Source organism: Mesorhizobium sp. M1409, assembly GCF_040317535.1.
GTDB lineage: Bacteria > Pseudomonadota > Alphaproteobacteria > Rhizobiales > Rhizobiaceae > Mesorhizobium.
Genome location: NZ_JAMYKV010000010.1, coordinates 17,978 through 42,175 on the forward strand (window position 1 = coordinate 17,978; position 24,198 = coordinate 42,175).

Below are 24,198 nucleotides of genomic sequence, written 5' to 3' on the forward strand. Positions count from 1 at the left end.
CTCCTAGCGCTCCAGGACCAGCGACCGGCCCTCGAAGCGCGACACGCACGGCATGATCTTTTTGCCTGAACGGTGCTCTTCCTCGCTCAGCCAGTGGTCGTTGTGGATGAACCTGCCGTCCGAAGAGATGACGTTGGTTTCGCATTGGCCGCAGACGCCGCCGCGGCAGAGATAGGGTGGATCGACGCCGGCCGCCTCGATCGCCTCCAGAAGGCTCTGCTGTTCATCGACACGGATCGTCTTGGCGCTGACGGCAAGCGTCACGTCGAACGGCAACCCGGGCTGAGGTGCCGCGAAATGCTCGAAATGCACGGTCTCCCGCGGCCAGCCAAGGGCTGCTGCGCGATCCCGCGCCCAATTGATCATGCCGGCCGGGCCGCAGACATAGAGATGCGTGCCGAGCGGCTGCGTCGACAGCAAGCGGTCGAGCTCGATGCGTTCCTCGCGGTCGTCGTGATAGAGCCTGATGCGGCTGCCGTAGCGCTCGCGCAGCACATCGGCATAAGTGCCGAGCGATGCGGTGCGGCAGGTGTAGTGCAGCTCGAAATTGCCGCCTTCGGCCGCCAGCTGCGCGGTCTGCGCCATGAACGGCGTGATGCCGATGCCGCCGGCCAGCATCAGGTGCTTCCTGGCGCGCAGGTCGAGCGAGAACAGGTTGACCGGATAGCTGACCACCATCTCCAGTCCAGGCCGGACATTACGGTGCATGAACAGCGAGCCACCGCGGCCGACATCGTCGCGGCGCACCGAGATCGTGTATTCACGTGTGTCGAGCGGCGAGCCCATCAGCGAATACGGATTGAGCCTGGTGCGCTCGCCGTCGCGCATCTCGACCACGACATGGGCGCCGCCGGAAAAGGTCGGCAAAAGCTCGCCGTCGCGGCGGCGGAAATGGAAGCGGGTGACCAGGTCGTTGACCGGGACGACATCGCTGACGACGACGTCGAGTTTTGTTGTTCCGGTGCTCATCGAAAAATCTCCTCCATCGGAGGAATCTCCGAGCGATCTTCCGCATTGATGCAGACGCCCTGGAAGGCGGCGATGCGCCGGGAATAATGATCGCGCACCAGGAGCAGCAGCCCGCAATGCGCGCAGGGCGCCGGCTGCGTCGTCACATTGTCGGTGATGCCCTTGCAGTGCACGCACTGCATGCGCCGCGCCAGCGAGCCGCGGTGCTCGGTCTGGATCGAGGTGTGGTCGATGCCGGCTTCAAGCGCCACCTGCATCGCCTGGCCGATCAGGCCTTCAGTGCCCGAGAGATAGAGGCGCAGGCCCATATGCGCGTTGGCGAGCGTCTGCCTGAGCCGTGGCAGCAGGCTGGCGAAGGATGGCGCCTGGTGAAACCGCGCCGGCTTCAGCGCTTCGAGCGCGGCGATGTGCTTGCCGTCCGACCCTGGAATGAAGATGATTTCGGCATCGTCGAAGAACCCGGCGGGCGCGCTCCCCGCCATGTCCTTTATCGCCAGCGCCCCTTCCGCATCCGCGATAAAAAGATGATGCTTGCCAGGCTGCGGAGACAGGGTTCCGTAAACGGGCCGGCTGATGATGCTTTTGACTGCCATCTAACTCTTCGTGCCTCGAACCTCTCGACCTGACTATGCCTCAACCTTTCGCCGTGCGCTTGGTCTTCTTGGGATCATCGAAGGGAAGCGGCTGCGCCGTCGCTTTGATGGCACCGCTCTTGTTGCGGATTTCGAGTTTGGTGTCCTTGACCGCGCAATCGACGTCGAGCCGGGCGATGCCCATCGATTTCTCGACCAGCGGCGAATACATGGCGCAGGTCACCACGCCGACCTTTTTGCCGTCGCGATAGACCGGCGCGCCCTCATCGGCCGGCTCCTTGCCGTCGAGCAGAACCCCATAGATCTTGAAGCGCTCCTTGCCCTTCAGGCGGTGGTGCTCCTCGGCGCCACGAAAGCCCGTCTTGCCAGGACTGACGGTGAAGTCGAGGCCGAGTTCCCACAGCGTGTCGCCGGGGCCTTCATTGTCGAACGGATACTTCTGGGAGTTGTCGTAGGGATAAAAGAGCAGATAACTTTCGACGCGCAGCATGTCGAGCGTGGTGAAGCGGCACGGAATGATGCCGGCGCTCTTGCCCTCGTCGAGGATCCTGTCCCAGATCGTGCCGGCATCCTGGCCGCGGCAGAAGATCTCATAGCCGCGCTCGCCGGTGTAACCGGTGCGCGAGATCATCACCGGAAAGCCGAACAGTTGCGTCTGCATGTGATGGAAATAGTTGAGATCGCGAATGCCCGGCACGTGCTTGGCCAGGTAGTCGACTGATGTCGGCCCCTGCAGCGACAAATCGTGGAGATTGTCGTCGAAGCGGAGTGATACGTCGCGGCCCATGGCCGCGCGCTGCAATTCCTCATGGCCGGTGCCCGAGCCATGCACGACCATCCAGGCATTGGGGCCGGTGCGGTAGAGGATGCAGTCGTCGGTGAATTTTCCCGCCTCGTTCAGCATGCAGGCATAGGCCGACTTGCCGGGATAGATCTTTTCGACATCGCGCGTCGTCGCCAGATCGATCAGGTGCGAGGCATGCGGTCCGGTGATGTGGACCTTCTTGAGGCCGGAGACATCCATCAGACCGGCCTGGGTGCGGATGGCGATGTATTCCTCGTCGGCATCCTTGTCGTAGGTCCAGGCGGTTCCCATGCCGCTCCAGTCTTCGAGCTTCGAACCGAGCGCGCGATGGCGATCCGCCAGGGTCGAAAATCTCCAGGATGCCGTCATCCGCTCGTCCTCCGTTTCGAAAATTCTTTAGCTGTTCCCTGCCCCCTGCGCAGCGGCGGGAGCTTTGACCGAATATTGACCGCAAACGTCGAGGCGCCGCAATACCCATAAGCAATTAATTTCATTGTCAGGCAAAATCCGCCACGCTAGGCAAACGGTTAACCCCACGTAAATCGCGCTTGACAATTGCGGAATTCGGACGGAATTTATGAAAAAAATTTCACTCTCTTGAAAGAGGGCAGCGGGCGGCCAATTCGGGGTCGAGCGTTGGAAAAGGGGAAAAACCGATGTCAGACATGCAGCAGCGCATCGAAACGCTGTACCGCTCCGACGTGCGCGGGTCCGCGCTCCTGATCGTGTGCCTGTGGGCGACGATCCTCTTTGTCCTCTTCATGACATGGCCGTACGTCCCGAACGCGGGGATCAAGGCGGTCGTCGCCGCCGCCGCCGCTGCCGTGCTGATCTTCAACACGGCAGCCATCCTGGCGATGGTCAAGCACTACAAGGAAGACAAGGAATTCATCTACGGGCTCGATATCAAGAACGCCGACGCGTTCCGCAACCGCAAGTCCTGAGGGGTAGAAGAGATGCCGCGCTACACGCCACCGGAGCAGAGCAAGGCCGGGCAGGTTTTCGACATCGCCGTCGTCGTGGTCGCCATTTTCGTGGCGCTGTGGCTGCCGCTCAAGCTGGGTCTTGCCGGTGCGGCGAAATCAATCGACGCGCTCGACGCCAAGACGTGGGAAGCGCTTGGCCAGAACCCGACAATGGCCTCGATCTGGGAAAAGCTCGGCTACACACCCGAGACCGCGCATGACATCATCCAGAACCGCTTCCACTATGTCATCGACTGGCCGACGCTGATCATCATGGCCGCGGTGCTGATCGGCTATTTCGTCTTCCTGTTTCGCGCGTCCGACCGCGAATATCGCGACGTCATCAACGAAAAATTCGACGACAAGTAAAAGATTCGACGGCAAAAATTGGGGGACGCACCATGTGGACCGCACTCTCTTACGCATGCTGGGGCATCTCGATCGTGCTTGCCCTGTGGATGCTCTATGACTGGTTCAAGGTCGATACGACCTTCTCCGAAGAGGTGCTGACCTCATCGCGCGAAGGTGAGCTGGAAGCCGTTTCCGAAAAACACCGGATCTGAGTGGGGATTGAACAATGACGGTTACACTTGAACCGGCAATCCACGGAGACAGGGTTTCACTGCTCCGCGTGCTTGGCCCGGCCCATGTCTGGGCGCTTGGCGTCGGCATCGTTCTCGTCGGCGAATTCACAGGCTGGAATTTTGCCGCCGACAAGGGCGGCGCGCTGGCCGCGCTGATCGTCTGCTGGGTCGTCGGGCTGCTCTACACCTCGGTCGCGATGATCGATTCCGAGGTCACATCGACCGTCGCCGCCGCCGGCGGCCAATATGCGCAGGCCAAGCACATCGTCGGACCGCTGATGGCGTTCAATGTCGCGCTGTTCCTGGTCTTTGCCTACACCATGCTCGAAGTCTCCGACGCCATCCTGCTCGGCGACACGATCGTCGCCAAGGCGGGGGTCGAAGGGCTGACCCACAATTCCTTCATCGCCGCGACCATCGTCGTGCTGGCGTGGCTGAACTATCGCGGCGTGCTGATGACGCTCAACGTCAACTTCGTCATCACCGCGATCGCCTATGTCTCGATCGTCATCCTGTTCTTCTCGGTCACCCCGTGGACGCAAGGCGCCGTGCTGAAGCTCAACGAACTGGTCACCCCCGGCAACGCCCTGCCCTATGGCTGGATCGGCGTCATCGCCGCCTTCCAGTTCGGCATCTGGTACTATCTCGGCATCGAGGGCACCACGCAGGCCGCCGAGGAAGTGCGCTCACCGGCCCGCTCGCTGCCTTACGGCACCATGGCCGGCATGATCACGCTTTTGATCGCCGCCGCCATGACCTGGTATGTCTGCGCCTCGATGATGCCGTGGGAATATCTGGGCATCACCTATTATCCGCTGTGGGACGCGGGCAAGCTGACCGGCAGTCCGTTGCTTGAGAACCTGCTATTCGTCGCCACGCTGCTTGCCGCGCTGGCCTCGGCCAATGGCTGCATCAACGACGCGGCGCGCGCCTGGTTTTCGCTCGGCCGTGACCGCTATCTGCCGACCTGGTTCTCGGCCGTGCATCCGAGATATCGCACGCCCTACCGCTCGATCCTGTTCCTGCTGCCGATCGCGCTGGCATTCGCCTTCATCGCCGACCTCAACCAGGCGATCACCTTCTCGATCCTGTCGGGCGTGCTGCAATACACGTTCATGAGCATCAACATCATCATGTTCCGCAAGAAGTGGCCGCTGGGCTCGATCCGCCGCGGCTACACCCACCCCTTCCACCCGGTCCCGGCCATCGTACTGTTCTGCCTTTGCGTGGTGACCTTCTTCGCCATCTTCCTCGGCTTCGGTTCGCAGCTGATCGCGATGGTCGCCTTCTATTTCCTGATCTCGCTGTGGTTCCATTTCTACCGCTACAGATTCGTGCGGCGCGGCGACCAGTTCACCATGCCGTGGCCGAAGCCGCAGGGTTATTGATGGGGGTTGGCCCGTCTGGATCCCGGGCGGGCCTGGCATGAGAACATGTCCGAGGTGACATCAGCACTGCTTGCCGGGGCCATTGTCCTGGCTCTCGTCCTCCACCTTGCCTGGCAGGCGCGTACCAGCCGCAACAGGGCATCGATGGCGCTCGCCGTCGAGCAGGGCCAGATCCGCACGGTCATCGCCGACGCAGCCGATGTTTCGGACGGCACCGCCGGTGTCACCACCTGGCAAGGGTCATGGAACAGTCAACGCGTCCAGGTGCGCACCATCGTCGATACGCTGGCGACCAGGAAACTGCCGGCGCGCTGGCTCAGTGTTTCGGTCACCGAAGAGGTGGCGGTGCCAGCTACCTTCGACATGATGATGCGGCCGGGTTCGCCGACGACCTTCTCCAATTTCGATCACCTTGAGCATACGCTGCCCAAGGCCCCGGGGTTTCCTGCCGAGGCGGTGCTGCGCACCGACCGCAGGGCGGCGCGCTTTCCCCAGGGCCTCATCGCCAGCCATATCGAGATCTTTGCCGAGGGGCGTGCCAAGGAACTGCTGATCACCCCGAACGGAGTGCGTATCGTCTGGCTGCTGGCCGAGGCCGAGCGGGCGCGCTATGGCGTCTTCCGGCAAGCCGAATTTGGCGGTGCCACTCTCGATCCGTCCCTGATCGAAAGGCTGCTGGTTTCGGCGTCGGCGCTGCGCGACGCCATCAACAAGAACGAGCGGCAGGCCGCATGACCAGTTCCATCCCCGCACCCACCAATCCCTATCTGGTTCTCGGCGCCGCAATCGTGCTGCCGGCAAGCGGACATGTCATTCTCGGCGTGCCGGTGCGCGGCTTGCAGTTCCTCTTCTTCATGGTGATCCTGGCATGGGTCACGGCCAAGATCGCGCCGCCTGACGCCAGCTTCGTCGGCCGGCATGCCGGCGGCTTCCTGATCTATGCCTTGTCGATCCTCGACGCCTACAAGACCGCCCGCATCCGCACCGCCAAATGGGTTCACAATGCCCGGCGGGACGGCGACAATGCACAGAGCGGCATTGGGCCGCACACGTAACTAGAGGAAAATTTTTTTCATATGATTGAATTTATGAGACTCATTCGATACATCATCTCTTAGCTGCAAACGTTGGGAGGCTGACATGTGTGGAATTGTCGGACTGTTCTTGAAGGACAAGGCGCTGGAACCCCAGCTTGGGGCGATGCTGTCGCAGATGCTGATCTCGCTCAGCGATCGCGGCCCGGACAGCGCCGGCATCGCCATCTATGGCGCGCCTTCCAAAAATGAGGCCAAGATCACCATCCAGTCAGCCAAGCCAGAGCGCGATTTCCGAGATCTCGAGGCGGAACTCGCCAAGGCCATCGGCACGCCGGTGACGATCGCGGTGAAATCCACTCATGCGGTCGTCAGGATCACGCCCGCCAAGATCGACGAGGCACGCGAGACCATCCAGGCGCTGCGCCCCGACATCCGCATCATGGGCGCCGGCGACGTTGTCGAGATCTACAAGGAAGTTGGCCTGCCCGAGGCTGTCGTCGATCGCTTCGATGTCCGCAAGATGACCGGCACGCATGGCATCGGCCATACCCGCATGGCGACGGAATCGGCGGTGACGACTATGGGTGCGCATCCGTTCTCGACTGGGGCCGACCAGTGCCTGGTTCACAATGGTTCGCTGTCCAACCACAACAATGTCCGCCGCGAGCTGATCCGCGAAGGCATGACCTTCGAGACCGAGAACGACACCGAGGTCGCCGCCGCCTATCTCTCCTCGCAGATGGCGCATGGCAAGAATCTCGGCGAAGCGCTGGAAGGCACGCTCTCCGATCTCGACGGCTTCTTCACCTTCGTCGTCGGCACCAAGAACGGCTTCGGCGTGGTGCGCGACCCGATCGCCTGCAAGCCCGCCGTGATGGCCGAGACCGACCAGTATGTCGCCTTCGGCTCGGAATATCGCGCGCTGACCAAACTGCCCGGCATAGACAATGCGAGGGTCTGGGAACCCGAGCCCGCAACCGTCTATTTCTGGGAGCACTGAGTTCATGTCGGCAATCACCCTTTCAAAGACGGCGGCGCACGACCCTCGGGTCTTCGATCTCGACCAATTGTCGCTGCGCGAACTCAATCAGGCGCTTCACAATCTGGCTCCCGGCTCGAATGAAACAGCCTGGGAGGTGCTCCATCCGAAAGGCAGTCACTCGGTCGCCGTTGGCGTCGACCAGCCTGTCGCCATCGATGTGCGCGGCAGCGTCGGCTATTACTGCGGCGGCATGAATTCCGGCGGCACGATTACCGTGCATGGCTCGGCGGGGCCCGGTGTCGGCGAGAACATGATGTCGGGGTCGATCACCATCAAGGGCGACGCCAGCCAGTATGCCGGCGCCACCGGCAGGGGCGGCCTGCTGGTCATCGAAGGCAACGCATCGTCGCGCTGCGGCATTTCGATGAAGGGGATCGACATCGTCGTGCATGGCAATATCGGTCACATGTCGGCATTCATGGCGCAGTCGGGCAATCTGGTGGTGCTGGGAGACGCGGGCGACGCGCTGGGCGATTCCATCTACGAGGCGCGGCTGTTCGTGCGCGGCAAGGTCGACAGCCTGGGGGCAGACTGCATCGCCAAGGAGATGCGAGCCGAACATCTGGAGTTGCTGCAGGGTCTGCTCGACCGCGCCGGCGTCACCGGCGTCAAGCCGTCGGAATTCAAGCGCTACGGCTCGGCGCGCACGCTCTACAATTTCAATATCGACAACGCCGACGCGTATTGAGGCAGCATGACCTACAGGAACCCGCCGACGACGCCACGCAAATCCGCGACCTTCGACGACTACACGCTTTCCGAAATTCGCCGTGCCGCGGCGACCGGAATCTATGACATCCGAGGCGGCGGCGCCAAACGCAAGCTGCCGCATTTCGACGATCTCTTGTTCCTCGGCGCCTCGATCTCGCGTTACCCGCTCGAAGGCTATCGCGAACGCTGCGACACCAGCGTGGTGCTGGGTTCGTGCCATGCCAAGAAGCCGATCGAGCTGAAGATCCCGATCACCATCGCCGGCATGAGCTTTGGTTCGCTGTCGGGGCCCGCCAAGGAAGCACTTGGGCGCGGCGCCACGCTGGCCGGCACCTCGACCACCACGGGCGATGGCGGCATGACCGAGGAAGAGCGCGGCCATTCCAAGCAGCTGGTCTATCAATACCTGCCCTCCCGCTATGGCATGAACCCGCGCGATTTGCGCCGTGCGGATGCAATCGAGGTGGTCGTCGGCCAGGGCGCCAAGCCCGGCGGCGGCGGCATGCTGCTTGGCCAGAAGATCTCCGACCGCGTCGCCGAAATGCGCACGCTGCCGAAAGGCATCGACCAGCGCTCGGCCTCGCGCCACCCGGACTGGACCGGACCCGACGATCTCGAGATCAAGATCCTCGAACTGCGCGAAATCACGGACTGGGAAAAGCCGATCTACGTCAAGGTCGGCGGCGCGCGACCCTATTATGACACCGCCCTTGCCGTGAAGGCCGGCGCCGATGTCGTCGTCGTCGACGGCATGCAGGGCGGCACCGCCGCGACCCAGGAAGTGTTCATCGAAAATGTCGGCATGCCGACGCTTGCCTGCATCAGGCCGGCGGTGCAGGCGCTGCAGGATCTCGGCATGCACCGCAAGGTGCAGCTGATCGTCTCCGGCGGCATCCGCAACGGCGCCGATGTCGCCAAGGCGCTGGCGCTCGGCGTCGATGCGGTCTCGATCGGCACGGCTGCCCTTGTCGCGCTCGGCGACAACGATCCCCATTGGGAGGCGGAGTATAACGAACTCGGCACCACGGCCGGCGCCTATGACGACTGGCACGAGGGGCGCGACCCGGCCGGCATCACCACGCAGGACCCAGAACTGATGAAGCGGGTCGATCCTATCGCCGCCGGACGCCGGCTGGCGAACTACCTCAAGGTGATGACGCTCGAGGCGCAGACCATTGCGCGCGCGTGCGGCAAGAACAGCCTCCACAATCTCGAACCCGAGGATCTCGTCGCGCTGACGATCGAGGCAGCCGCCATGGCCGGCGTGCCGCTGGCCGGCACCAACTGGATACCGGGGAAGAACGGCTTCTGATCAACGAAGGGCCGAAGCCCACATGCTCTGGGGCCAACAATCGACAAAAAATGGGGAACTGCGGTGACAATTGATCTTGCTGAATTCGCAAGGGCGAAAAACGTCAAATACTTCATGATTTCCTACACCGACCTGTTCAGTGGCCAGCGTGCCAAGCTGGTGCCGGCGCAAGCGATCGCCGACATGCAGAAGGACGGCGCCGGCTTTGCCGGTTTCGCCACCTGGCTCGACCTGACGCCGGCGCATCCCGACATGCTGGCGGTGCCGGATCCGGATTCGGTCATTCAGCTGCCGTGGAAGCCGGAGGTCGCCTGGGTCGCAGCCAACTGCATCATGGACGACAAGGAGGTCGATCAGGCGCCGCGCAACACGCTGAAGCGGCTGATCGCGGAAGCCGCCAGTGATGGCATGCATGTCAAGACCGGGGTCGAGGCCGAGTTCTTCCTGATCTCACCCGACGGCAAGACGATTTCCGACGAATACGACACGGCGTCGAAACCTTGCTACGACCAGCAGGCGGTGATGCGCCGCTACGATGTCATCGCTGAGATCTGCGACCATATGCTGGCGCTCGGCTGGGGCGCCTACCAGAACGACCACGAGGACGCCAACGGCCAGTTCGAGATGAACTGGGCCTTCGACGACGCGCTGGCGACCGCCGACAAGCACTCGTTCTTCAAGTTCATGGTCAAGTCGATCGCGGAAAAGCATGGCCTGCGCGCCACCTTCATGCCCAAACCCTTCCAGGGGCTGACCGGCAATGGCTGCCATGCCCATATCTCGGTGTGGGACAAGGCCGGCAAGACCAATGTCTTCGCCGACAATGCGATGGAACTCGGCCTGTCGGCCAAGGGCAGGAATTTCCTCGGCGGCATCATGAAGCATGCTTCGGCCCTGGCTGCGATCACCAACCCGACGGTGAACTCCTACAAGCGTATCAACGCGCCGCGCACCATTTCGGGTGCGACCTGGGCGCCGAACACGGTGACCTGGACCGGCAACAACCGCACCCACATGGTGCGCGTGCCCGGCCCCGGCCGCTTCGAACTGCGCCTGCCGGATGGTGCCGCCAACCCCTATCTCCTGCAGGCCGTCATCATCGCGGCCGGCCTAGACGGCGTCCGTTCGAAGGCCGATCCCGGCAAGCGCTACGACATCGACATGTACCAGAATGGACATACTGTGAAGGGCGCGCCGAAGCTGCCGCTCAACCTGCTCGACGCGCTGCGCGAGTTCGACAAGGACAAATCGCTGAAGGCGGCGCTGGGTGAGGAATTTTCGTCGGCCTACCTAAAGCTGAAGCACCAGGAATGGAATTCCTATGCTTCGCACTTCACGCAATGGGAGCGCGACCACACGCTGGACATCTGACCACCAGCGCGATGCGAGCGACCTCGGAATGAACGCATGAAATACTCGATCTTCTCGCTCGCCCGCGCCGCCCTGTCCGGCCACAAGAACTGGCAACGCACCTGGCGCGACGCCACGCCGAAGGACCGTTACGACGTGGTGATCATCGGCGGCGGCGGCCACGGGCTGGCAACCGCCTGGTTCTTGGCCAGCGAGTACGGCATCAAGAACGTCGCTGTGCTCGAAAAAGGCTGGATCGGCTCCGGCAATGCCGGCCGCAACACCACCATCATCCGCTCCAATTACGGCCTGCCCGGCAACACCGGCTTCTACGAGCTATCGATGAAGCTGTGGGAAAGGATGGAGCAGGACCTCAACTACAACACGATGGTCAGCCAACGCGGCGTCATCAACCTCTACCACTCCGACGCGCAGCGCGACGCCTATGCGCGGCGCGGCAACACGATGCGCATCAACGGCATCGACGCCGAACTGCTCGACCTTGCCGCTGTCAGGAAGATGATACCGTTCCTGAACTTCGATAATGCGCGCTTTCCCGTGCAGGGCGGCCTCTTGCAGCGGCGCGGCGGCACGGCACGGCATGACGCCGTTGTCTGGGGCTACGCGCATGCGGCGAGTGAACTCGGCGTCGACATCATCCAGAACTGCGAGGTCACCGGTTTTACCCGCGACGCCAATGGCAAGGTGACCGGCGTCGAGACATCGCGCGGCAGGATCGGCGCCGGCAAGGTCGGCATGGCTGTTGCCGGCAGTTCGTCGCGCGTGGCGGCGATGGCCGGCCTGCGCCTGCCGATCGAAAGCCATGTGCTGCAGGCCTTCGTCTCCGAGGCGATCAAGCCACTCATTCCCGGTGTCATGACCTTCGGCGCCGGCCATTTCTATGTCAGCCAGTCCGACAAGGGCGGGCTGGTCTTCGGCGGCGACATAGACGGCTACAATTCCTACGCCCAGCGCGGCAACATGCCTGTGATGGAGGACGTCTGCGAGGGCGGCATGGCGCTGATGCCGATGATCGGCCGCGTGCGGTTGCTGCGCCAATGGGGCGGCATCATGGACATGTCGATGGACGGTTCGCCGATCATCGACAAGACGCCGGTCGACGGGCTCTATCTCAACGCCGGCTGGTGCTATGGCGGCTTCAAGGCGACGCCGGGCTCGGGCTTTGTGTTCGCCCACCTTCTGGCCCGCGATGCGCCGCACGAAGAGGCGGCGCGGTTCCGCCTCGACCGCTTTCGGCGCGGCGCGATGATCGACGAGAAGGGCCAGGGCGCCCAACCGAACCTGCATTGAAGGCGGTTAGAAGCAAATGCGCATTGTCTGTCCCTTCTGCGGTGAACGCGAACTCGGCGAGTTCACCTATCTCGGCGACGCCAAGCCGGTGCGGCCAGTGGCCGGCGCCTCGGAAGACGAAGTCTTCGACTATGTCTATCTGCGCGACAATGTCGCCGGGCAGACCAGCGAATACTGGTACCATGGCGGCGGCTGCAGGGCCTGGCTGAAGGTTGCACGCAACACGCTGACGCATGAGATTTCGGCCGTGGAGCCGGCCGCGGGTGCTGGGGCGAGGCAGGTCGCGAAATGAGTTTTCCTGTCCAAGTCAGCGCTGCCCCTCATCGCCCTGCCGGGCACTTCTCCCCGTATAGTGACGGGGAGAAGGGAGCTGGCCGCAACGAGAGCGCCCCTCTCCCCGTCACTATACGGGGAGAGGATGCCGGCAGGCAGGTGAGGGGCAGCGCCACGCTCCCGCATGACATCGAATCGATGAGAGGCCGGCAATCGTGACGTCCAGCCAATCCCATCGTCTCCCTTCCGGCGGTCTGATCGACCGCTCGGCGCCGCTGAACTTCCGCTTCGACGGCAAGGCTTTCTCCGGCTTCCAGGGCGACACGCTCGCCTCGGCGCTGATCGCCAACGGCGTCAAGCTGGTCGGCCGCTCGTTCAAGTACCATCGCCCGCGCGGCATCCTCACCGCCGGTTCGGAAGAGCCCAACGCGCTGGTCGAGTTGCGCACGGGCGCACGGCGCGAGCCGAACACCAAGGCGACGACGGCGGAGCTCTATGACGGGCTCGAGGCTGCCAGCCAGAACCGCTGGCCGTCGCTGCGCCACGATGTGATGTCGGTCAACCAGCTGTTCGCGCCGATCTTCGTCGCCGGCTTCTATTACAAGACCTTCATGTGGCCGGCGAAGTTCTGGGAAGCGATCTACGAACCGGCGATCCGCCGCGCCGCTGGCCTTGGCCGCGCTGCCGGCGTTGCCGATCCCGACCACTACGACAAGGCATGGGCGCATTGCGATGTGCTGATCGCAGGCTCCGGCCCGGCCGGTTTGGCCGCGGCATTGGCAGCCGGCCGCGCCGGCGCCCGCGTCATCCTGTGCGAAGAGGATTTCACGCTCGGCGGCCGCTTGCTGTCGGACGGCGGCACAATCGATAGCCTGCCGGCAGCCGAGTGGCTGTCGCGGTCACTGGCAGAACTGGCTGATATGCCCGATGTCCGCATCATGACCCGCACGACATTGTTCGGCGTCTACGATGGCGGCACCTATGGCGCGATCGAGCGGGTCAACGACCACCTGCCCTCGCCGCCTGAGCATCAGGTGCGCCAGCGCTTGTGGCGGATCGTGGCCAGGCGCTGTGTCGTCGCGGCCGGCGCCATCGAACGGCCGATCGTCTTTGCCGGCAACGACACGCCCGGCGTGATGATGGCCTCCGCCATGCGGACCTATATCGCGCGCTACGCGGCAACGCCGGCCAAACGCATCGCGCTGTTCACCAACAATGAGGATGGCTGGCGAACGGTCGAGACGGCCCTCGGTGCCGGACTGCGGATTGCCGCGGTCATCGATGCGCGGCCTGATGTATCTCCAGCCCACCGATCGCTCGCCTCCAAGGGCGGCTTCGCGGTGCTGCACGGTTCCGTCAGTGGTGTCGAGGGCGGCAAGGACGGCGTCAGGAAAATCGGGGTGTCGCTCACCGGCGGTGCGCGCGCCGAGGTCGAAGCCGACGGGCTCGCTGTCTCCGGCGGCTGGAACCCGGCGGTCGGGCTGACCTCCTACCATCGCGGCCGGCCGACATGGCGCGACGATATCGCCGCCTTCGTGCCGGACGGTGCCCCTCCCGGAATGGTTGCCGCCGGCGCCGCGAACGGCGACTTCGGCCTCGGCGCCTGCCTGAGCCAGGGATTTGCCGCCGGCGCGGCAGCGGCGCGTGACGCGGGGCACAATGGTACGGCCGGCGCTGCTCCTGTCGCCGACGACGAGGCGTTTTCACTGACGCCGCTATGGCATGTCGCCGGAAAGGGCAAGGCCTTTGTCGATTACCAGCACGATGTGACCGCTTCCGACATCGAACTGGCGCAGCGCGAGGGCTTTGAATCCGTCGAGCACCTGAAGCGCTACACGACGCTCGGCATGGCCACGGACCAAGGCAAGACCTCGAATGTCGCCGGTCTCGCCATCATGGCGGCGGTCAGCGGCCGTTCCATTCCAGAGACCGGCACGACGATCTACCGGCCGCCCTATGTGCCGGTCGCCATCGGCGCCTTCGCCGGTCATCACCGCGATGAGACTTTCCATGCGACGCGGCTGACGCCGTCGCATCACTGGGCGGCCGAACAAGGCGCGGTGTTCGTCGACACCGGCCTGTGGAAGCGTGCGCAATGGTATCCGCGCGCCGGCGAAAAAGACTGGCTGGAATCGGTGACCCGCGAGGTCAAGGCGGTGCGCGGCGGCGTCGGCTTCTGCGATGTCTCGACGCTCGGCAAGATCGACGTGCACGGTCCGGATGCCGGCGCCTTCCTCGACCGCGTCTACATCAACACCTTCTCCAGTCTTGCGGTGGGAAAAGCGCGCTACGGGCTGATGCTGCGCGAAGACGGCATCGTCTACGACGACGGCACGACGTCGCGGCTGGCCGAGGACCACTATTTCCTGACGACGACCACCGCCAAGGCCGGGCTGGTGATGCAGCATCTTGAGTTCTGCCGGCAGGTGCTGTTCCCCGAACTCGACGTGCAGCTAACCTCGGTCTCCGACCAGTGGGCGCAATTCTCGATCGCCGGACCCAAGACTCGTGACCTGCTCCAGGAGATAGTCGATCCGTCGGAAGACCTGTCGAACGAAGGCTTTCCGTTCATGGGCGCGCGCGAGGTCAGCTTACGCGGCGGCCTCAAGGCACGGCTGTTCCGCATTTCGTTCTCCGGCGAAATGGCCTTCGAGATTTCAGTGCCGGCACGCTTTGGCGACGCCATGGCGCGCAATCTGATGCTGGCCGGCGCGCCATTCGGCGTCACACCCTACGGCACCGAGGCACTCGGCGTCATGCGTATCGAAAAGGGGCACATCGCCGGACCGGAACTGAGCGGCACGACGACCGCGGCGGATCTTGGCCTGGGCAAGATGATGTCGACCAAGAAGGATTTTATCGGCCGCGTCATGGCCGGGCGCGAGGCGCTGGTCGCACCGGACCGGCAGGTCGTTGTCGGCGTCAAGCCGGTCGACAAGGCTCGCCGGCTGCGCTCCGGCGCGCATATCATTCCGAAAGGTCAGACACCTGGCCCTGATAACGACCAGGGCTACGTCACCTCGGTGTGTTTCTCGCCGACGTCAGATCAATGGATCGGGCTGGCCTTGGTCGAGCGCGGCCGCGAGCGCATCGGCGAGATCGTACACGCGCATGACCCATTGCGCGGCGAGGACTATGACGTCGAACTGTGCAATCCCGTCTTCTACGATCTGGATGGAGGGCGCCAGCGTGGCTGATTTTTCCTGGGCTTCCCGCAGTCCCCTCGAGCATGCGCTGGTCGCCGGTGGGCATGGTGCAAGCAGCATCGAGGCCGGCGTTTCGTTGACCGAGATCCGCAATTTCGACCTGATCCAGGTAATGGCGCGGCGCGGCCAAGCGGCCGAGCTGGCAAAGGTGGCCATAGCCCGTTTTGGCCTGGCGGCTTCCGATGTGCCCAAGGCGATACAGGCTCAGGACGCCACGCTGATCTGGTCCGGACCGGATCAGTTCTTCGTCCTGTCGAAGGGCGGCAAGCACGCAATGCAAATGCTGGCACCGGCATTGTCCGGACCTGCCTCGCTGTCCGACCAATCGCATGCGCGAGTGGTGGTCAGCATTTCCGGAGCCAAGGCGCGGATGATGCTGGCGAAGCTGTCGTCGATCGATCTGCATGCGGGAGCATTTCCGATTGGCGCTGCCGCCGCAACCTCGATGGACCATACCAGCGTGACGCTCTGGCGCGGGAATGACAGGGCGGATGGGGTGGCGGTGTTCAGATTACTGGTGTTTGCGACGTTTGCCGAAAGCCTTTGGCATGCGATGCTCGACTCGGCTGCGGAATATGGAGTTGCTGTCAGCCATTCCGAGGAATTTTAACTCGCCAATTCCAGATCTCGGCGCTGCCATTGCCCTGCCGGGCATTTCTCCCCGTAAACGGGGCGAAAGAGGCTGGCCGCAATGCCGGTGCCTTTTGGATCGCTGGCGATTGGCGAAAGCAACGAGGACAGCGTCCTTCGCCCCGTTTACGGGGAGAAGATGGCGGCAGCCAGATGAGGGGCAGCGCCGACGTTCGGAGACAAGCCTGATCGGCGAAATTCAACCTGAGCCGACTGCGCCCGAAATGCCACCTCAGCCTTGCCAAACGCAACCGCACTGCTATTCTTGCTGCTAAAATAATTTCACACACAGGCAAACTTGTTTCTCGAACCGCAAGGCTGAGATGAGCCAGTCGCCCTACCCCGCAATTGCAGCCGGACCGCCCCGGCCGAGCCTCATCCTGAGGCCCGGCCAGATCGCGCTGCCGCCGGGCATGGAGCGTTATACGATACAGGGCAACGGCGCGGTGCTGATCGACATCGAGCCCGGCGACACGATCAGCGTGCGCAATGTCGAAGGCGGACAGGCTTGTGAATTACTGGCCTGGGACAAGACCGGCGCGACCGATGCCGGCATTTTTGGGGAAACATCGAACAGCAATGCAGCCGGCATCAAGGCGCTGCTCGCGGAGGGCGACGATAGTCTCGCATCGCTACGGGGCGGGCTCGCGCGCCGGCAGGTGCAGCTTGATCAGGCGAAGGCCGTGCGCGTATTTGGCGGCACCACGCCAGCCGGCACCGAGCAGGGTTTCACGGTCATACGCGACGGCGCGATGGTCATCGCCGCTCCCGGCGGGCCGATGCTGGTCGACGGCCACGACCCGGCAACGCCACTTACCGTCATCGTCCGGCGCGCCACCATCCGCCCAGTGGCGAAATCGCAATTGGCTGATCCCCTGGCCGATCCGGTGCTCGACCTGCGTGTCCACTCGGCGACGGCGGAATCCTACTTCGTCAAGGCCGGCGACTATCTGCAGATCATCGATGTCGACGGGCGCCAGTGCACCGACTTCCAGTGCTTCTCGGCCCGCAAGCTGGACAAGGGCTTCGACCATCCACTCGATGTGACGACGACCCGCACGCTGATGGGTGCAAGTTATCCGATGCCCGGCCTGTATTCGAAATATTACGACCAGGACATGGAGCCGCTGGTCGAAGTGGTGCAGGATACATGCGGCCGGCACGATGCGTTCGCGCTCGCTTGCGCGGCGAAATATTACGACGACATCGGCTATCCCGGCCACATCAACTGCTCGGAGAATTTCAACCGCGCGCTGGCCGACAAAGGCGTCAATCCTCGTGCCGGCTGGATGGCGATCAACTTCTTCTTCAACACCGCGATCGACGCGCATGGTGTCATGGTGTCCGACGAGCCGTGGTCACGGCCCGGCGACTATGTGCTGCTGCGCGCGCTCACCGACATTGTCTGCGTTTCCTCCGCCTGCCCCGACGACACGACGCCGGCCAATGGCTGGAACCCGACCGACATCCATGTGCGCACCTATTCCGGCCAGCACAAATTCTCGCGAGCGATCGCCAGACGCATGACGCCTGATTCGGAACCGAAAATGACCCGCGAGACATCCTTTCATTCGAGCTTTGCCAAGCACACCCGCAACTTCGTCGAGTACAGGGGCTACTGGCTGGCCAATTCCTTCGCCAAGGAAGGGCCGATCGCCGAATACTGGGCCTGCCGGCAGGACGCGGTGATCATGGACCTGTCGCCGCTGCGCAAGTTCGAGGTCACCGGCCCGGATTCCGAAGCGCTGCTGCAGTACACGCTGACCCGCGACGTGAAAAAGCTCGGCGTCGGCCAGGTCGTCTATTCCGCCATGTGCTACGAGCATGGCGGCATGATCGACGACGGCACGCTGCTGCGCCTCGGCAAGGATAATTTCCGCTGGGTCGGCGGCGACGATCTGTCCGGCGAATGGCTGCGCGAAACAGCGGCGAAGCTCGGCCTCAAGGTGCTAGTGCGCTCGTCGACCGACCAGATGCACAATGTAGCCGTGCAAGGGCCGAAGAGCCGCGACATCCTCCGAGAAGTCATCTGGACCTCGCCGCTGCAGCCGTCGATCGACGAGCTCGAATGGTTCCGCTTTGCGGTGGCGCGCATCGGTGGCGGCAACGGAATTCCGGTCGTCATCTCCCGCACCGGCTATACCGGCGAACTCGGCTACGAGATCTGGTGCCATCCGCGCGACGCCGAAAAAGTGTTCGACGCCATCTGGGAGGCCGGCCAGCCGCACGGACTGAAGCCGATGGGGCTGCAGGCACTCGACATGGTGCGCATTGAGGCCGGGCTGATCTTCGCCGGCTACGAATTCTCCGACCAGACCGACCCGTTCGAGGCCGGCATCGGCTTCACCGTCCCGCTGAAGAGCAAGACCGACGATTTCATCGGCCGCGAGGCGCTGATCCGCCGCAAGGAGCACTCGCGGACGAAGCTGGTCGGCCTCGATATCGATGCCAATGTCGCCGTCGGCCATGGCGACTGCGTGCATGTCGGCCGCGCCCAGATCGGCGTGATCACGTCAGCCATGCGCTCGCCGGTGCTGAACAAGAACATCGCGCTGGCCAGGCTCGACATCACCCATGCCGCCGTCGGTACCGAGGTCGAGATCGGCAAGCTCGACGGCCATGCCAAGCGGCTGCCGGCGCGCGTCGTCGCCTTCGCGCACTACGATCCGCAAAAGACCAAGCCGCGTTCCTGACCGCCGCCTTCGCGATGGTTTGGCCGGCTGACCGGCGATGTCGCCGGGCGTGTGAGTCCGTGCGCTCACAAGCGTGATGTGCACGACTTCACAAAACGCTTGACCTGAAAGCGCGCCGGATCAATCTTCACTGTTAAGAAAAAAATGCGACTGAGTGGAAACACCGGCAGTCGCTCAATGCACGCGTCGATGATGAAGCCTCGCAAAGCCGCGGCCGTCACGAACGGGGAACATCAAAAAGGGGAACAAAGACACATGAGCACGATTACGACTGCCCTGGAGCCGCTTGCGGAAGGCAAGCTGCATCGGAACATAGATTGGCGCGGCGCCTTCTGGGTGGCGAGTGGCGTCCCTGCCCTCGTCCTGTTCTCGATCGGCGGCATCGCCGGCACGACCGGCACGCTGGCCTTCGCGATCTGGATCGCCTCCATGATCATGGGCTTCCTGCAATCCTTCACCTATGCCGAGATCGCCGGCCTGTTCCCGAACAAATCCGGCGGCGCCTCGATCTACGGCGCCACGGCCTGGCTGCGCTATTCCAAATTCATCGCGCCGCTGTCGGTCTGGTGCAACTGGTTCGCCTGGTCGCCGGTGCTGTCGCTCGGCTGCTCGATCGCCGCCGCCTACATCCTCAACGCGCTGGCGCCGGTGCCGCTGTTCACCGAAACCTCGCCCGATGTCGTTGCCTATATCGCCGCGCATGCCGGAACGAGCGCCGCCGACGCCATCACGGCGGCGACCGCCGCCGCGACGCCGGCGATCCGCAGCTGGACGCTTTACAGCCACACGCTGGGACCGGTCTCCTTCACGTTCAACGCGACCTTCTTCATCGGCGCGGTGCTGATGCTGATCATCTTCGCTATCCAGCATCGCGGCATCCTCGGCACGGCCAACGTGCAGAAATATATCGGCCTGCTGGTCATCATCCCGATGCTGATCGTCGGCGTCGTGCCGATCATCACCGGCCAGATCAACTGGGCGAATTTTTCGCCATTTGTGCCGCTGGCTGCTGCCTACGCGCCCGAGCCCGGCTCGTGGAACATTGCCGGCTGGACGCTGGTGCTCGGCGGCATGTTCATCGCCGCGTGGTCGACCTACGGATTCGAGACCGCCGTCTGCTACACTTCGGAGTTCAAGAACCCGGGCACCGACACGTTCAAGGCCATCTTCTATTCCGGTCTGCTCTGCATGCTGCTGTTCATCCTGGTGCCGTTCACCTTCCAGGGCGTGCTTGGCTTGAACGGTATGCTGGCCACCCCGATCGTCGACGGATCGGGCGTTGCCGACGCTCTGGCCGGCATGGTCGGCGGCGGCGCGCTCATCCACAGCCTCTTGGTGATGCTGATGATCCTGGCGCTGGTGCTTTGCATCATGACCGCCATGGCCGGCTCTTCGCGCACGCTCTACCAGGGCTCGGTCGACGGCTGGCTGCCGCGCTATCTCAGCCACGTCAACGAGCACGGCGCACCGACCCGCGCCATGTGGACCGATCTCGTCTTCAACCTGATCGTGCTGGCCATCGCCTCGGCCGACGCGACGAGCTTCTTTTTCATCCTCGCCGTGTCGAACTGCGGCTACATCATCTTCAACTTCCTCAACCTCAATGCCGGCTGGATCCACCGAATCGACAACGGCCATATCGCGCGGCCTTGGAAGGCGCCGAGCTGGCTGCTCGGGATTGGGGCGATCTTCGCCTATGTCAACGCCATCTTCATGGGCGCCGGCGCTAAGGTGTGGAACCCGATGGCACTGTGGGCCGGACTGATCACAGCGGCGCTGATCATCCCGGTGTTCTGCTTCCGCCACTACGTCCAGGACAAGGGCAAGTTCCCCGACCACATGCTGGCCGACCTCGGCATGACGGGAGCCGACCTCTCGGTCAAAAAGGCAGGCATGCTACCCTATCTGACGCTGGTCGCCGGCGTGGTGGTGATGCTGCTCGCCAACTGGTTCTTCGTCATCTGACGACTTCCGGAAAAGTCGGCAGCGGAAAGCCGTAACAGGATGGACAATCGGCCGGTCGAAACTCGACCGGCCGATATCGTTTATTCAGCCGCCAGGGCCAGTTGAGGCCTTTCGGCTTCTTCGCCGGATGCCAAATCGTCTTCCTTCTCGGCAACCCTCTTGGGCTCGCGCCCGAAGAACAGGGCATAGCCAGCCGGCAGGACCAGGATGGTCAGCACGGTGGCAACGAGGATGCCGCCCATCATGGCGTAGGCGAGCGGCCCCCAGAACACGCCGCGCGAGATCGGGATCAGTGCCAGCACCGCCGTCATCGCCGTCAGCACGATCGGCCTGAAGCGGCGCACGGCCGAGCCGATGATCGCTTCGGAGCGGTCCATGCCTCTCGCAATATCCTGGTCGATCTGGTCGACCAGGATGATCGAGTTGCGCATGATGATGCCAAGCAGAGCGATGACGCCGAGGATGGCGACGAAGCCGAACGGCGCGCCGCTGATCAAAAGGGCCGCCGCAGCACCGATGATGCCGAGAGGACCGGTCGCCAGAACCAGCATCGCCTTGCCGAAATGCTGCAGTTGGATCATCAACAGCACGACGATGACGGCCAGCATGATCGGCGCCTTGGCGGCGATCGAAGCCTGGCTTTCGGCCGAATCCTCCGCACCGCCCTGAATCTCGATCTTGTAGCCGGGCGCCAGCCCGTCACGCAGGTCCTGCATGTCCTTGTACATCTTGGTGATGACGTCGTTGGACTGCACGCCATCCGGCAGCGTCGCCCGCACGCTGATGGTCGGCAAGCGGTCGCGGCGCCATTCGATGCCTTGCTCCAGCACCGGCACAACCTTGGCTACCTGCGACAGCGGCACGAAGCCGCCGAAGTCGGTCGGAATGTAGACGGAGTCGACCGAGGACAGCAGGCTGCGGCTGGCATCCGGCTCGCGGGCGACGATCGACACCGTCTCCTCGCCGTCGCGGAAGTCGTCGAGCGGCACGCCGGACATGGCCGCCTGCAGCATCTGGCGGATGCGCTGCGAGGTGACGCCGAGCGCACGGGCGCGATCCTGGTCGATGACCAGCTTCATTGCCGGCACCGGTTCGAGCCAGTCGTCATGGACTGCGCCAAGCAGTGGATCCTCGCGGAACTTCGCCTTCACCTGGTCGGCGATGCGGCGCACCTCCTGGCGATCCGGCCCCATGACGCGCATCTGCACCGGCCAGCCGGTCGGCGGCCCAAGGAACAGGCGGTCTACCTTGGCGCGGATCGACGGGAAATCCTGCGCCAGGACGGTGCGCAATTTGACGATCAGCCGTTCGCGGGCCGGTTCGTCATTGGCCATGACGAGCAGTTGGGCGAAGTTCGGATTGCGCAATTGCTGGTCGAGCGGCAGGAAGAAGCGCGGCGCACCCTCGCCGATATAGGTAGCGATGAAGCGCTTGTCCTTGTCGTCCATCATCTTGGCTTCGAGCGCCTTGGCCTGCGCCTCGACCTCCTTGATGCTGGTGCCTTCCGGCAGCCAGAGATCGACGAGGATTTCCGGCCGCGAAGACTGCGGGAAGAAGTTCTGCGGGATGAACTGGAAAGCCCACAGGCTGGTGCCGAAGGTCACCAGAGTCATCGTCAGGACGATGATGCGATGGCGCACCGCCCAGCCGACGGTTCCGCGCAGCCGGCGATAGAAGCGCGTGTCGAAGGCATCGTGGTGGCTGCCGGCATGCTTGCGCTGCTTGAGGATCATGTTGCCGAGCCACGGCGTGAAATACACCGCGACGAACCAGGAGACGACCAGCGCGATGCCGACGACATAGAACAGGGTGCGGACATATTCGCCGGCCGTCGAGGCGGCGAAACCGACCGGGATGAAGCCGGCCGTGGTGATCAGCGTGCCGGTCAGCATCGGGAAGGCGGTCGAGGAATAGGCGAAGCTTGCCGCCTCGATCTTGACCAGCCCCTCTTCCAGCTTGCGCTCCATCATTTCGACGACGATCATGGCGTCGTCGACGAGCAGGCCGAGCGCGATGATCAGCGCGCCGAGCGAGATGCGCTGCAGGTCGATGCCGAGCTCGTACATGATGGCGAAGGTGGCGGCGAGCACCAGCGGGATGGTGATGGCGATGATCAGGCCCGAGCGCCAGCCGATCGACAGGAACGAGACGACGAGCACGATCAGCAGCGCTTCGCCGAGCGCATGCATGAACTCGGCCACCGCATCCGTGACGACGCCCGGCTGGTCGGAAATCTGGTCGACCGAAACGCCGTAAGGCAGCGCCTCCTCGAAGCGCTTGTAGGTGGCCTCGACGTCCTTGCCGACATCGGTGACCTTAAAGCCCTTGGCCATGACGACGCCAAGCTGCACGCTGTCATGACCGTTGAAGCGGTATTTGCGCTGGAACGGATCTTCCAGCCCCGAGGTCACCGTGGCGATGTCGCCCAGCCTTGTGACCTGACCGCCGGCGCGCAGGCGCAGGTTCCTGATGTCCTCGACCTTGCCGACATCGCCTTCGACGGAGATGCGGACCGAATTGGTGCCGGTTTCGACGGAGCCGGCCGGGTCGACATTGTTCTGTCCCTTGATCGCGTTCTGCAGATCGGTCAGGGTCAGACCACGTTCGGCGAGCGCCTTGGACGAGACGTCGATGTAGAGTTTTTCCGGCTGGTCGCCGATGATGACGGCTTTCTCGACGCCGGGCGTCGTCAAAAGCATGTCGCGTGCCTGGATGGCAAACTTCTTCAACTCGGGGTAGCTGAAGCCATCGCCGCTGATCGAATGCAGCGTGATGAAGGTGTCGCCGAACTCGTCGTTGAAATAGGGGCCGAGCAGACCCTGCGGCAGGTCGCCTGATATATCGCCGACCTTCTTGCGCACCTGATAAAAGGCGTCGGTCACTTCCGCCGTGTTGGTGTCGCCCTTGATCTGCACCGTGATGATGGCACTTCCCGCGCGGGTGAAGGAGCGGACGAAGTCGAGATGCGGCGTCTCCTGCAGCTTGCGCTCGATCTTGTTGACGACCTGATCTTCCATCTCCTTGATCGAGGAGCCCGGCCAGATCGCCTGGACCACCATGACCCGGAAGGTGAAATCGGGATCTTCCTTCTGGCCCATGCGCATCAGGCCGAGCGCGCCGGAAATGATGATCAAGCCGAACAGGAACCGCGCAATGGACGGATGGCCGATTGCCCAGCGCGACAGGTTGAAAGGCCGATTTTCTTCCGTGGAATTGGTCATGGATGCAGATCCATCTGTTCAACAATCGAGTTCGGATCGGCTTCCGGGCGGCAAGGCTCTCCGAGCGGAGAAACACTCATCGCGGTGGGACGCGAGCATCGATGTGGGGGTTACATCAATCGAGCGTCTCAGGTCGGGCGCTT

General features: G+C 63.4%; 20 protein-coding genes. 16 read left to right on the forward strand and 4 right to left on the reverse strand.

From position 1 onward, the window contains the following. Positions 1–3: 3 nt before the first annotated feature. Genes NKG99_RS10835 through NKG99_RS10845 form a run of 3 tightly spaced genes read right to left on the reverse strand, consistent with a single transcriptional unit; the run spans position 4 to position 2,736 of the window. Positions 4–969 (reverse strand): PDR/VanB family oxidoreductase, encoded by a 966-nt coding sequence (locus tag NKG99_RS10835; protein ID WP_352867124.1) that lies wholly within the window; start codon positions 967–969, stop codon positions 4–6. Beyond that, positions 966–1,562, reverse strand: coding sequence for a dimethylamine monooxygenase subunit DmmA family protein (locus tag NKG99_RS10840; RefSeq protein ID WP_352867127.1), 597 nt, complete (start codon positions 1,560–1,562; stop codon positions 966–968). Before NKG99_RS10840 ends, NKG99_RS10835 begins: the two co-directional genes overlap by 4 nt. Before the next feature lie 40 nt (positions 1,563–1,602). Further along, entirely contained in the window at positions 1,603–2,736 is a 1,134-nt protein-coding gene (locus NKG99_RS10845) for an aminomethyl transferase family protein (RefSeq protein WP_352867130.1), read from the reverse strand. 296 nt (positions 2,737–3,032) lie between these two features. Between NKG99_RS10845 and NKG99_RS10850 the strand changes: the two genes are divergently transcribed. From NKG99_RS10850 to NKG99_RS10925, 16 genes are all read left to right on the forward strand, one after another. Continuing rightward, a complete protein-coding gene (locus tag NKG99_RS10850; protein ID WP_502913063.1) occupies positions 3,033–3,311 on the forward strand; it encodes a hypothetical protein in 279 nt (92 codons plus the stop codon). A gap of 12 nt (positions 3,312–3,323) precedes the next feature. Then, positions 3,324–3,701: a hypothetical protein gene (locus tag NKG99_RS10855; RefSeq protein WP_023759015.1), complete on the forward strand. Its 378-nt coding sequence runs from the start codon at positions 3,324–3,326 to the stop codon at positions 3,699–3,701. A gap of 32 nt (positions 3,702–3,733) precedes the next feature. Beyond that, positions 3,734–3,895 carry a hypothetical protein gene (locus tag NKG99_RS10860; protein WP_352867136.1) on the forward strand — a complete coding sequence of 54 codons (162 nt, stop codon included), beginning with the start codon at positions 3,734–3,736 and terminating at the stop codon, positions 3,893–3,895. Positions 3,896–3,909: 14 nt separating this feature from the next. After that, a complete protein-coding gene (locus NKG99_RS10865) occupies positions 3,910–5,304 on the forward strand; it encodes an APC family permease (RefSeq protein ID WP_352867138.1) in 1,395 nt (464 codons plus the stop codon). Between the two features lie 45 nt (positions 5,305–5,349). Beyond that, positions 5,350–6,039, forward strand: a complete 690-nt coding sequence (locus tag NKG99_RS10870; protein ID WP_352867140.1) for a hypothetical protein — start codon at positions 5,350–5,352, stop codon at positions 6,037–6,039. Continuing rightward, a complete protein-coding gene (locus NKG99_RS10875; protein WP_352867141.1) occupies positions 6,036–6,359 on the forward strand; it encodes a hypothetical protein in 324 nt (107 codons plus the stop codon). The genes NKG99_RS10870 and NKG99_RS10875 overlap by 4 nt, the downstream gene beginning before the upstream one ends. A gap of 85 nt (positions 6,360–6,444) precedes the next feature. Next, on the forward strand, positions 6,445–7,341 hold the full coding sequence (locus NKG99_RS10880) for a class II glutamine amidotransferase (RefSeq protein ID WP_352867143.1): 897 nt from the start codon (positions 6,445–6,447) through the stop codon (positions 7,339–7,341). Positions 7,342–7,345: 4 nt separating this feature from the next. After that, a complete protein-coding gene (locus NKG99_RS10885) occupies positions 7,346–8,071 on the forward strand; it encodes a GltB/FmdC/FwdC-like GXGXG domain-containing protein (protein ID WP_352867145.1) in 726 nt (241 codons plus the stop codon). Between the two features lie 6 nt (positions 8,072–8,077). Next, positions 8,078–9,406, forward strand: a complete 1,329-nt coding sequence (locus NKG99_RS10890) for an FMN-binding glutamate synthase family protein (protein WP_352867147.1) — start codon at positions 8,078–8,080, stop codon at positions 9,404–9,406. A 63-nt stretch (positions 9,407–9,469) separates the two neighbouring features. Beyond that, positions 9,470–10,777 (forward strand): type III glutamate--ammonia ligase, encoded by a 1,308-nt coding sequence (gene glnT / locus NKG99_RS10895; RefSeq protein WP_352867149.1) that lies wholly within the window; start codon positions 9,470–9,472, stop codon positions 10,775–10,777. Positions 10,778–10,813: 36 nt separating this feature from the next. Then, positions 10,814–12,067 carry a sarcosine oxidase subunit beta family protein gene (locus tag NKG99_RS10900; protein ID WP_352867150.1) on the forward strand — a complete coding sequence of 418 codons (1,254 nt, stop codon included), beginning with the start codon at positions 10,814–10,816 and terminating at the stop codon, positions 12,065–12,067. Positions 12,068–12,083: 16 nt separating this feature from the next. Next, entirely contained in the window at positions 12,084–12,359 is a 276-nt protein-coding gene (locus NKG99_RS10905; protein WP_352867152.1) for a sarcosine oxidase subunit delta, read from the forward strand. A gap of 196 nt (positions 12,360–12,555) precedes the next feature. Next, a complete protein-coding gene (locus NKG99_RS10910; RefSeq protein ID WP_352867155.1) occupies positions 12,556–15,537 on the forward strand; it encodes a sarcosine oxidase subunit alpha in 2,982 nt (993 codons plus the stop codon). Further along, the gene (locus tag NKG99_RS10915; RefSeq protein WP_352867156.1) at positions 15,530–16,156 is read left to right on the forward strand and encodes a sarcosine oxidase subunit gamma; all 627 of its coding nucleotides are present in this window, start codon (positions 15,530–15,532) and stop codon (positions 16,154–16,156) included. The genes NKG99_RS10910 and NKG99_RS10915 overlap by 8 nt, the downstream gene beginning before the upstream one ends. Before the next feature lie 343 nt (positions 16,157–16,499). Then, the gene (locus NKG99_RS10920; RefSeq protein ID WP_352867158.1) at positions 16,500–18,869 is read left to right on the forward strand and encodes a trimethylamine N-oxide demethylase; all 2,370 of its coding nucleotides are present in this window, start codon (positions 16,500–16,502) and stop codon (positions 18,867–18,869) included. Positions 18,870–19,124: 255 nt separating this feature from the next. Continuing rightward, positions 19,125–20,834, forward strand: a complete 1,710-nt coding sequence (locus NKG99_RS10925) for a trimethylamine N-oxide permease (protein ID WP_352867160.1) — start codon at positions 19,125–19,127, stop codon at positions 20,832–20,834. An 80-nt stretch (positions 20,835–20,914) separates the two neighbouring features. Here the strand turns inward: NKG99_RS10925 and NKG99_RS10930 are convergent, their stop codons facing one another. Continuing rightward, positions 20,915–24,055: an efflux RND transporter permease subunit gene (locus NKG99_RS10930; RefSeq protein WP_352867161.1), complete on the reverse strand. Its 3,141-nt coding sequence runs from the start codon at positions 24,053–24,055 to the stop codon at positions 20,915–20,917. Between the last annotated feature and the right edge of the window lie 143 nt (positions 24,056–24,198).

What these genes read in the sequence shown, in the direction of transcription:
- NKG99_RS10835 (WP_352867124.1), bottom strand. Translation starts at nt 969, where the DNA reads ATGAGCACCGGAACAACAAAACTCGACGTCGTCGTCAGCGATGTCGTC.
- NKG99_RS10840 (WP_352867127.1), bottom strand. Translation starts at nt 1,562, where the DNA reads ATGGCAGTCAAAAGCATCATCAGCCGGCCCGTTTACGGAACCCTGTCT.
- NKG99_RS10845 (WP_352867130.1), bottom strand. Translation starts at nt 2,736, where the DNA reads ATGACGGCATCCTGGAGATTTTCGACCCTGGCGGATCGCCATCGCGCG.
- NKG99_RS10850 (WP_502913063.1), top strand. Translation starts at nt 3,033, where the DNA reads ATGCAGCAGCGCATCGAAACGCTGTACCGCTCCGACGTGCGCGGGTCC.
- NKG99_RS10855 (WP_023759015.1), top strand. Translation starts at nt 3,324, where the DNA reads ATGCCGCGCTACACGCCACCGGAGCAGAGCAAGGCCGGGCAGGTTTTC.
- NKG99_RS10860 (WP_352867136.1), top strand. Translation starts at nt 3,734, where the DNA reads ATGTGGACCGCACTCTCTTACGCATGCTGGGGCATCTCGATCGTGCTT.
- NKG99_RS10865 (WP_352867138.1), top strand. Translation starts at nt 3,910, where the DNA reads ATGACGGTTACACTTGAACCGGCAATCCACGGAGACAGGGTTTCACTG.
- NKG99_RS10870 (WP_352867140.1), top strand. Translation starts at nt 5,350, where the DNA reads ATGTCCGAGGTGACATCAGCACTGCTTGCCGGGGCCATTGTCCTGGCT.
- NKG99_RS10875 (WP_352867141.1), top strand. Translation starts at nt 6,036, where the DNA reads ATGACCAGTTCCATCCCCGCACCCACCAATCCCTATCTGGTTCTCGGC.
- NKG99_RS10880 (WP_352867143.1), top strand. Translation starts at nt 6,445, where the DNA reads ATGTGTGGAATTGTCGGACTGTTCTTGAAGGACAAGGCGCTGGAACCC.
- NKG99_RS10885 (WP_352867145.1), top strand. Translation starts at nt 7,346, where the DNA reads ATGTCGGCAATCACCCTTTCAAAGACGGCGGCGCACGACCCTCGGGTC.
- NKG99_RS10890 (WP_352867147.1), top strand. Translation starts at nt 8,078, where the DNA reads ATGACCTACAGGAACCCGCCGACGACGCCACGCAAATCCGCGACCTTC.
- NKG99_RS10900 (WP_352867150.1), top strand. Translation starts at nt 10,814, where the DNA reads ATGAAATACTCGATCTTCTCGCTCGCCCGCGCCGCCCTGTCCGGCCAC.
- NKG99_RS10905 (WP_352867152.1), top strand. Translation starts at nt 12,084, where the DNA reads ATGCGCATTGTCTGTCCCTTCTGCGGTGAACGCGAACTCGGCGAGTTC.
- NKG99_RS10920 (WP_352867158.1), top strand. Translation starts at nt 16,500, where the DNA reads ATGAGCCAGTCGCCCTACCCCGCAATTGCAGCCGGACCGCCCCGGCCG.
- NKG99_RS10925 (WP_352867160.1), top strand. Translation starts at nt 19,125, where the DNA reads ATGAGCACGATTACGACTGCCCTGGAGCCGCTTGCGGAAGGCAAGCTG.
- NKG99_RS10930 (WP_352867161.1), bottom strand. Translation starts at nt 24,055, where the DNA reads ATGACCAATTCCACGGAAGAAAATCGGCCTTTCAACCTGTCGCGCTGG.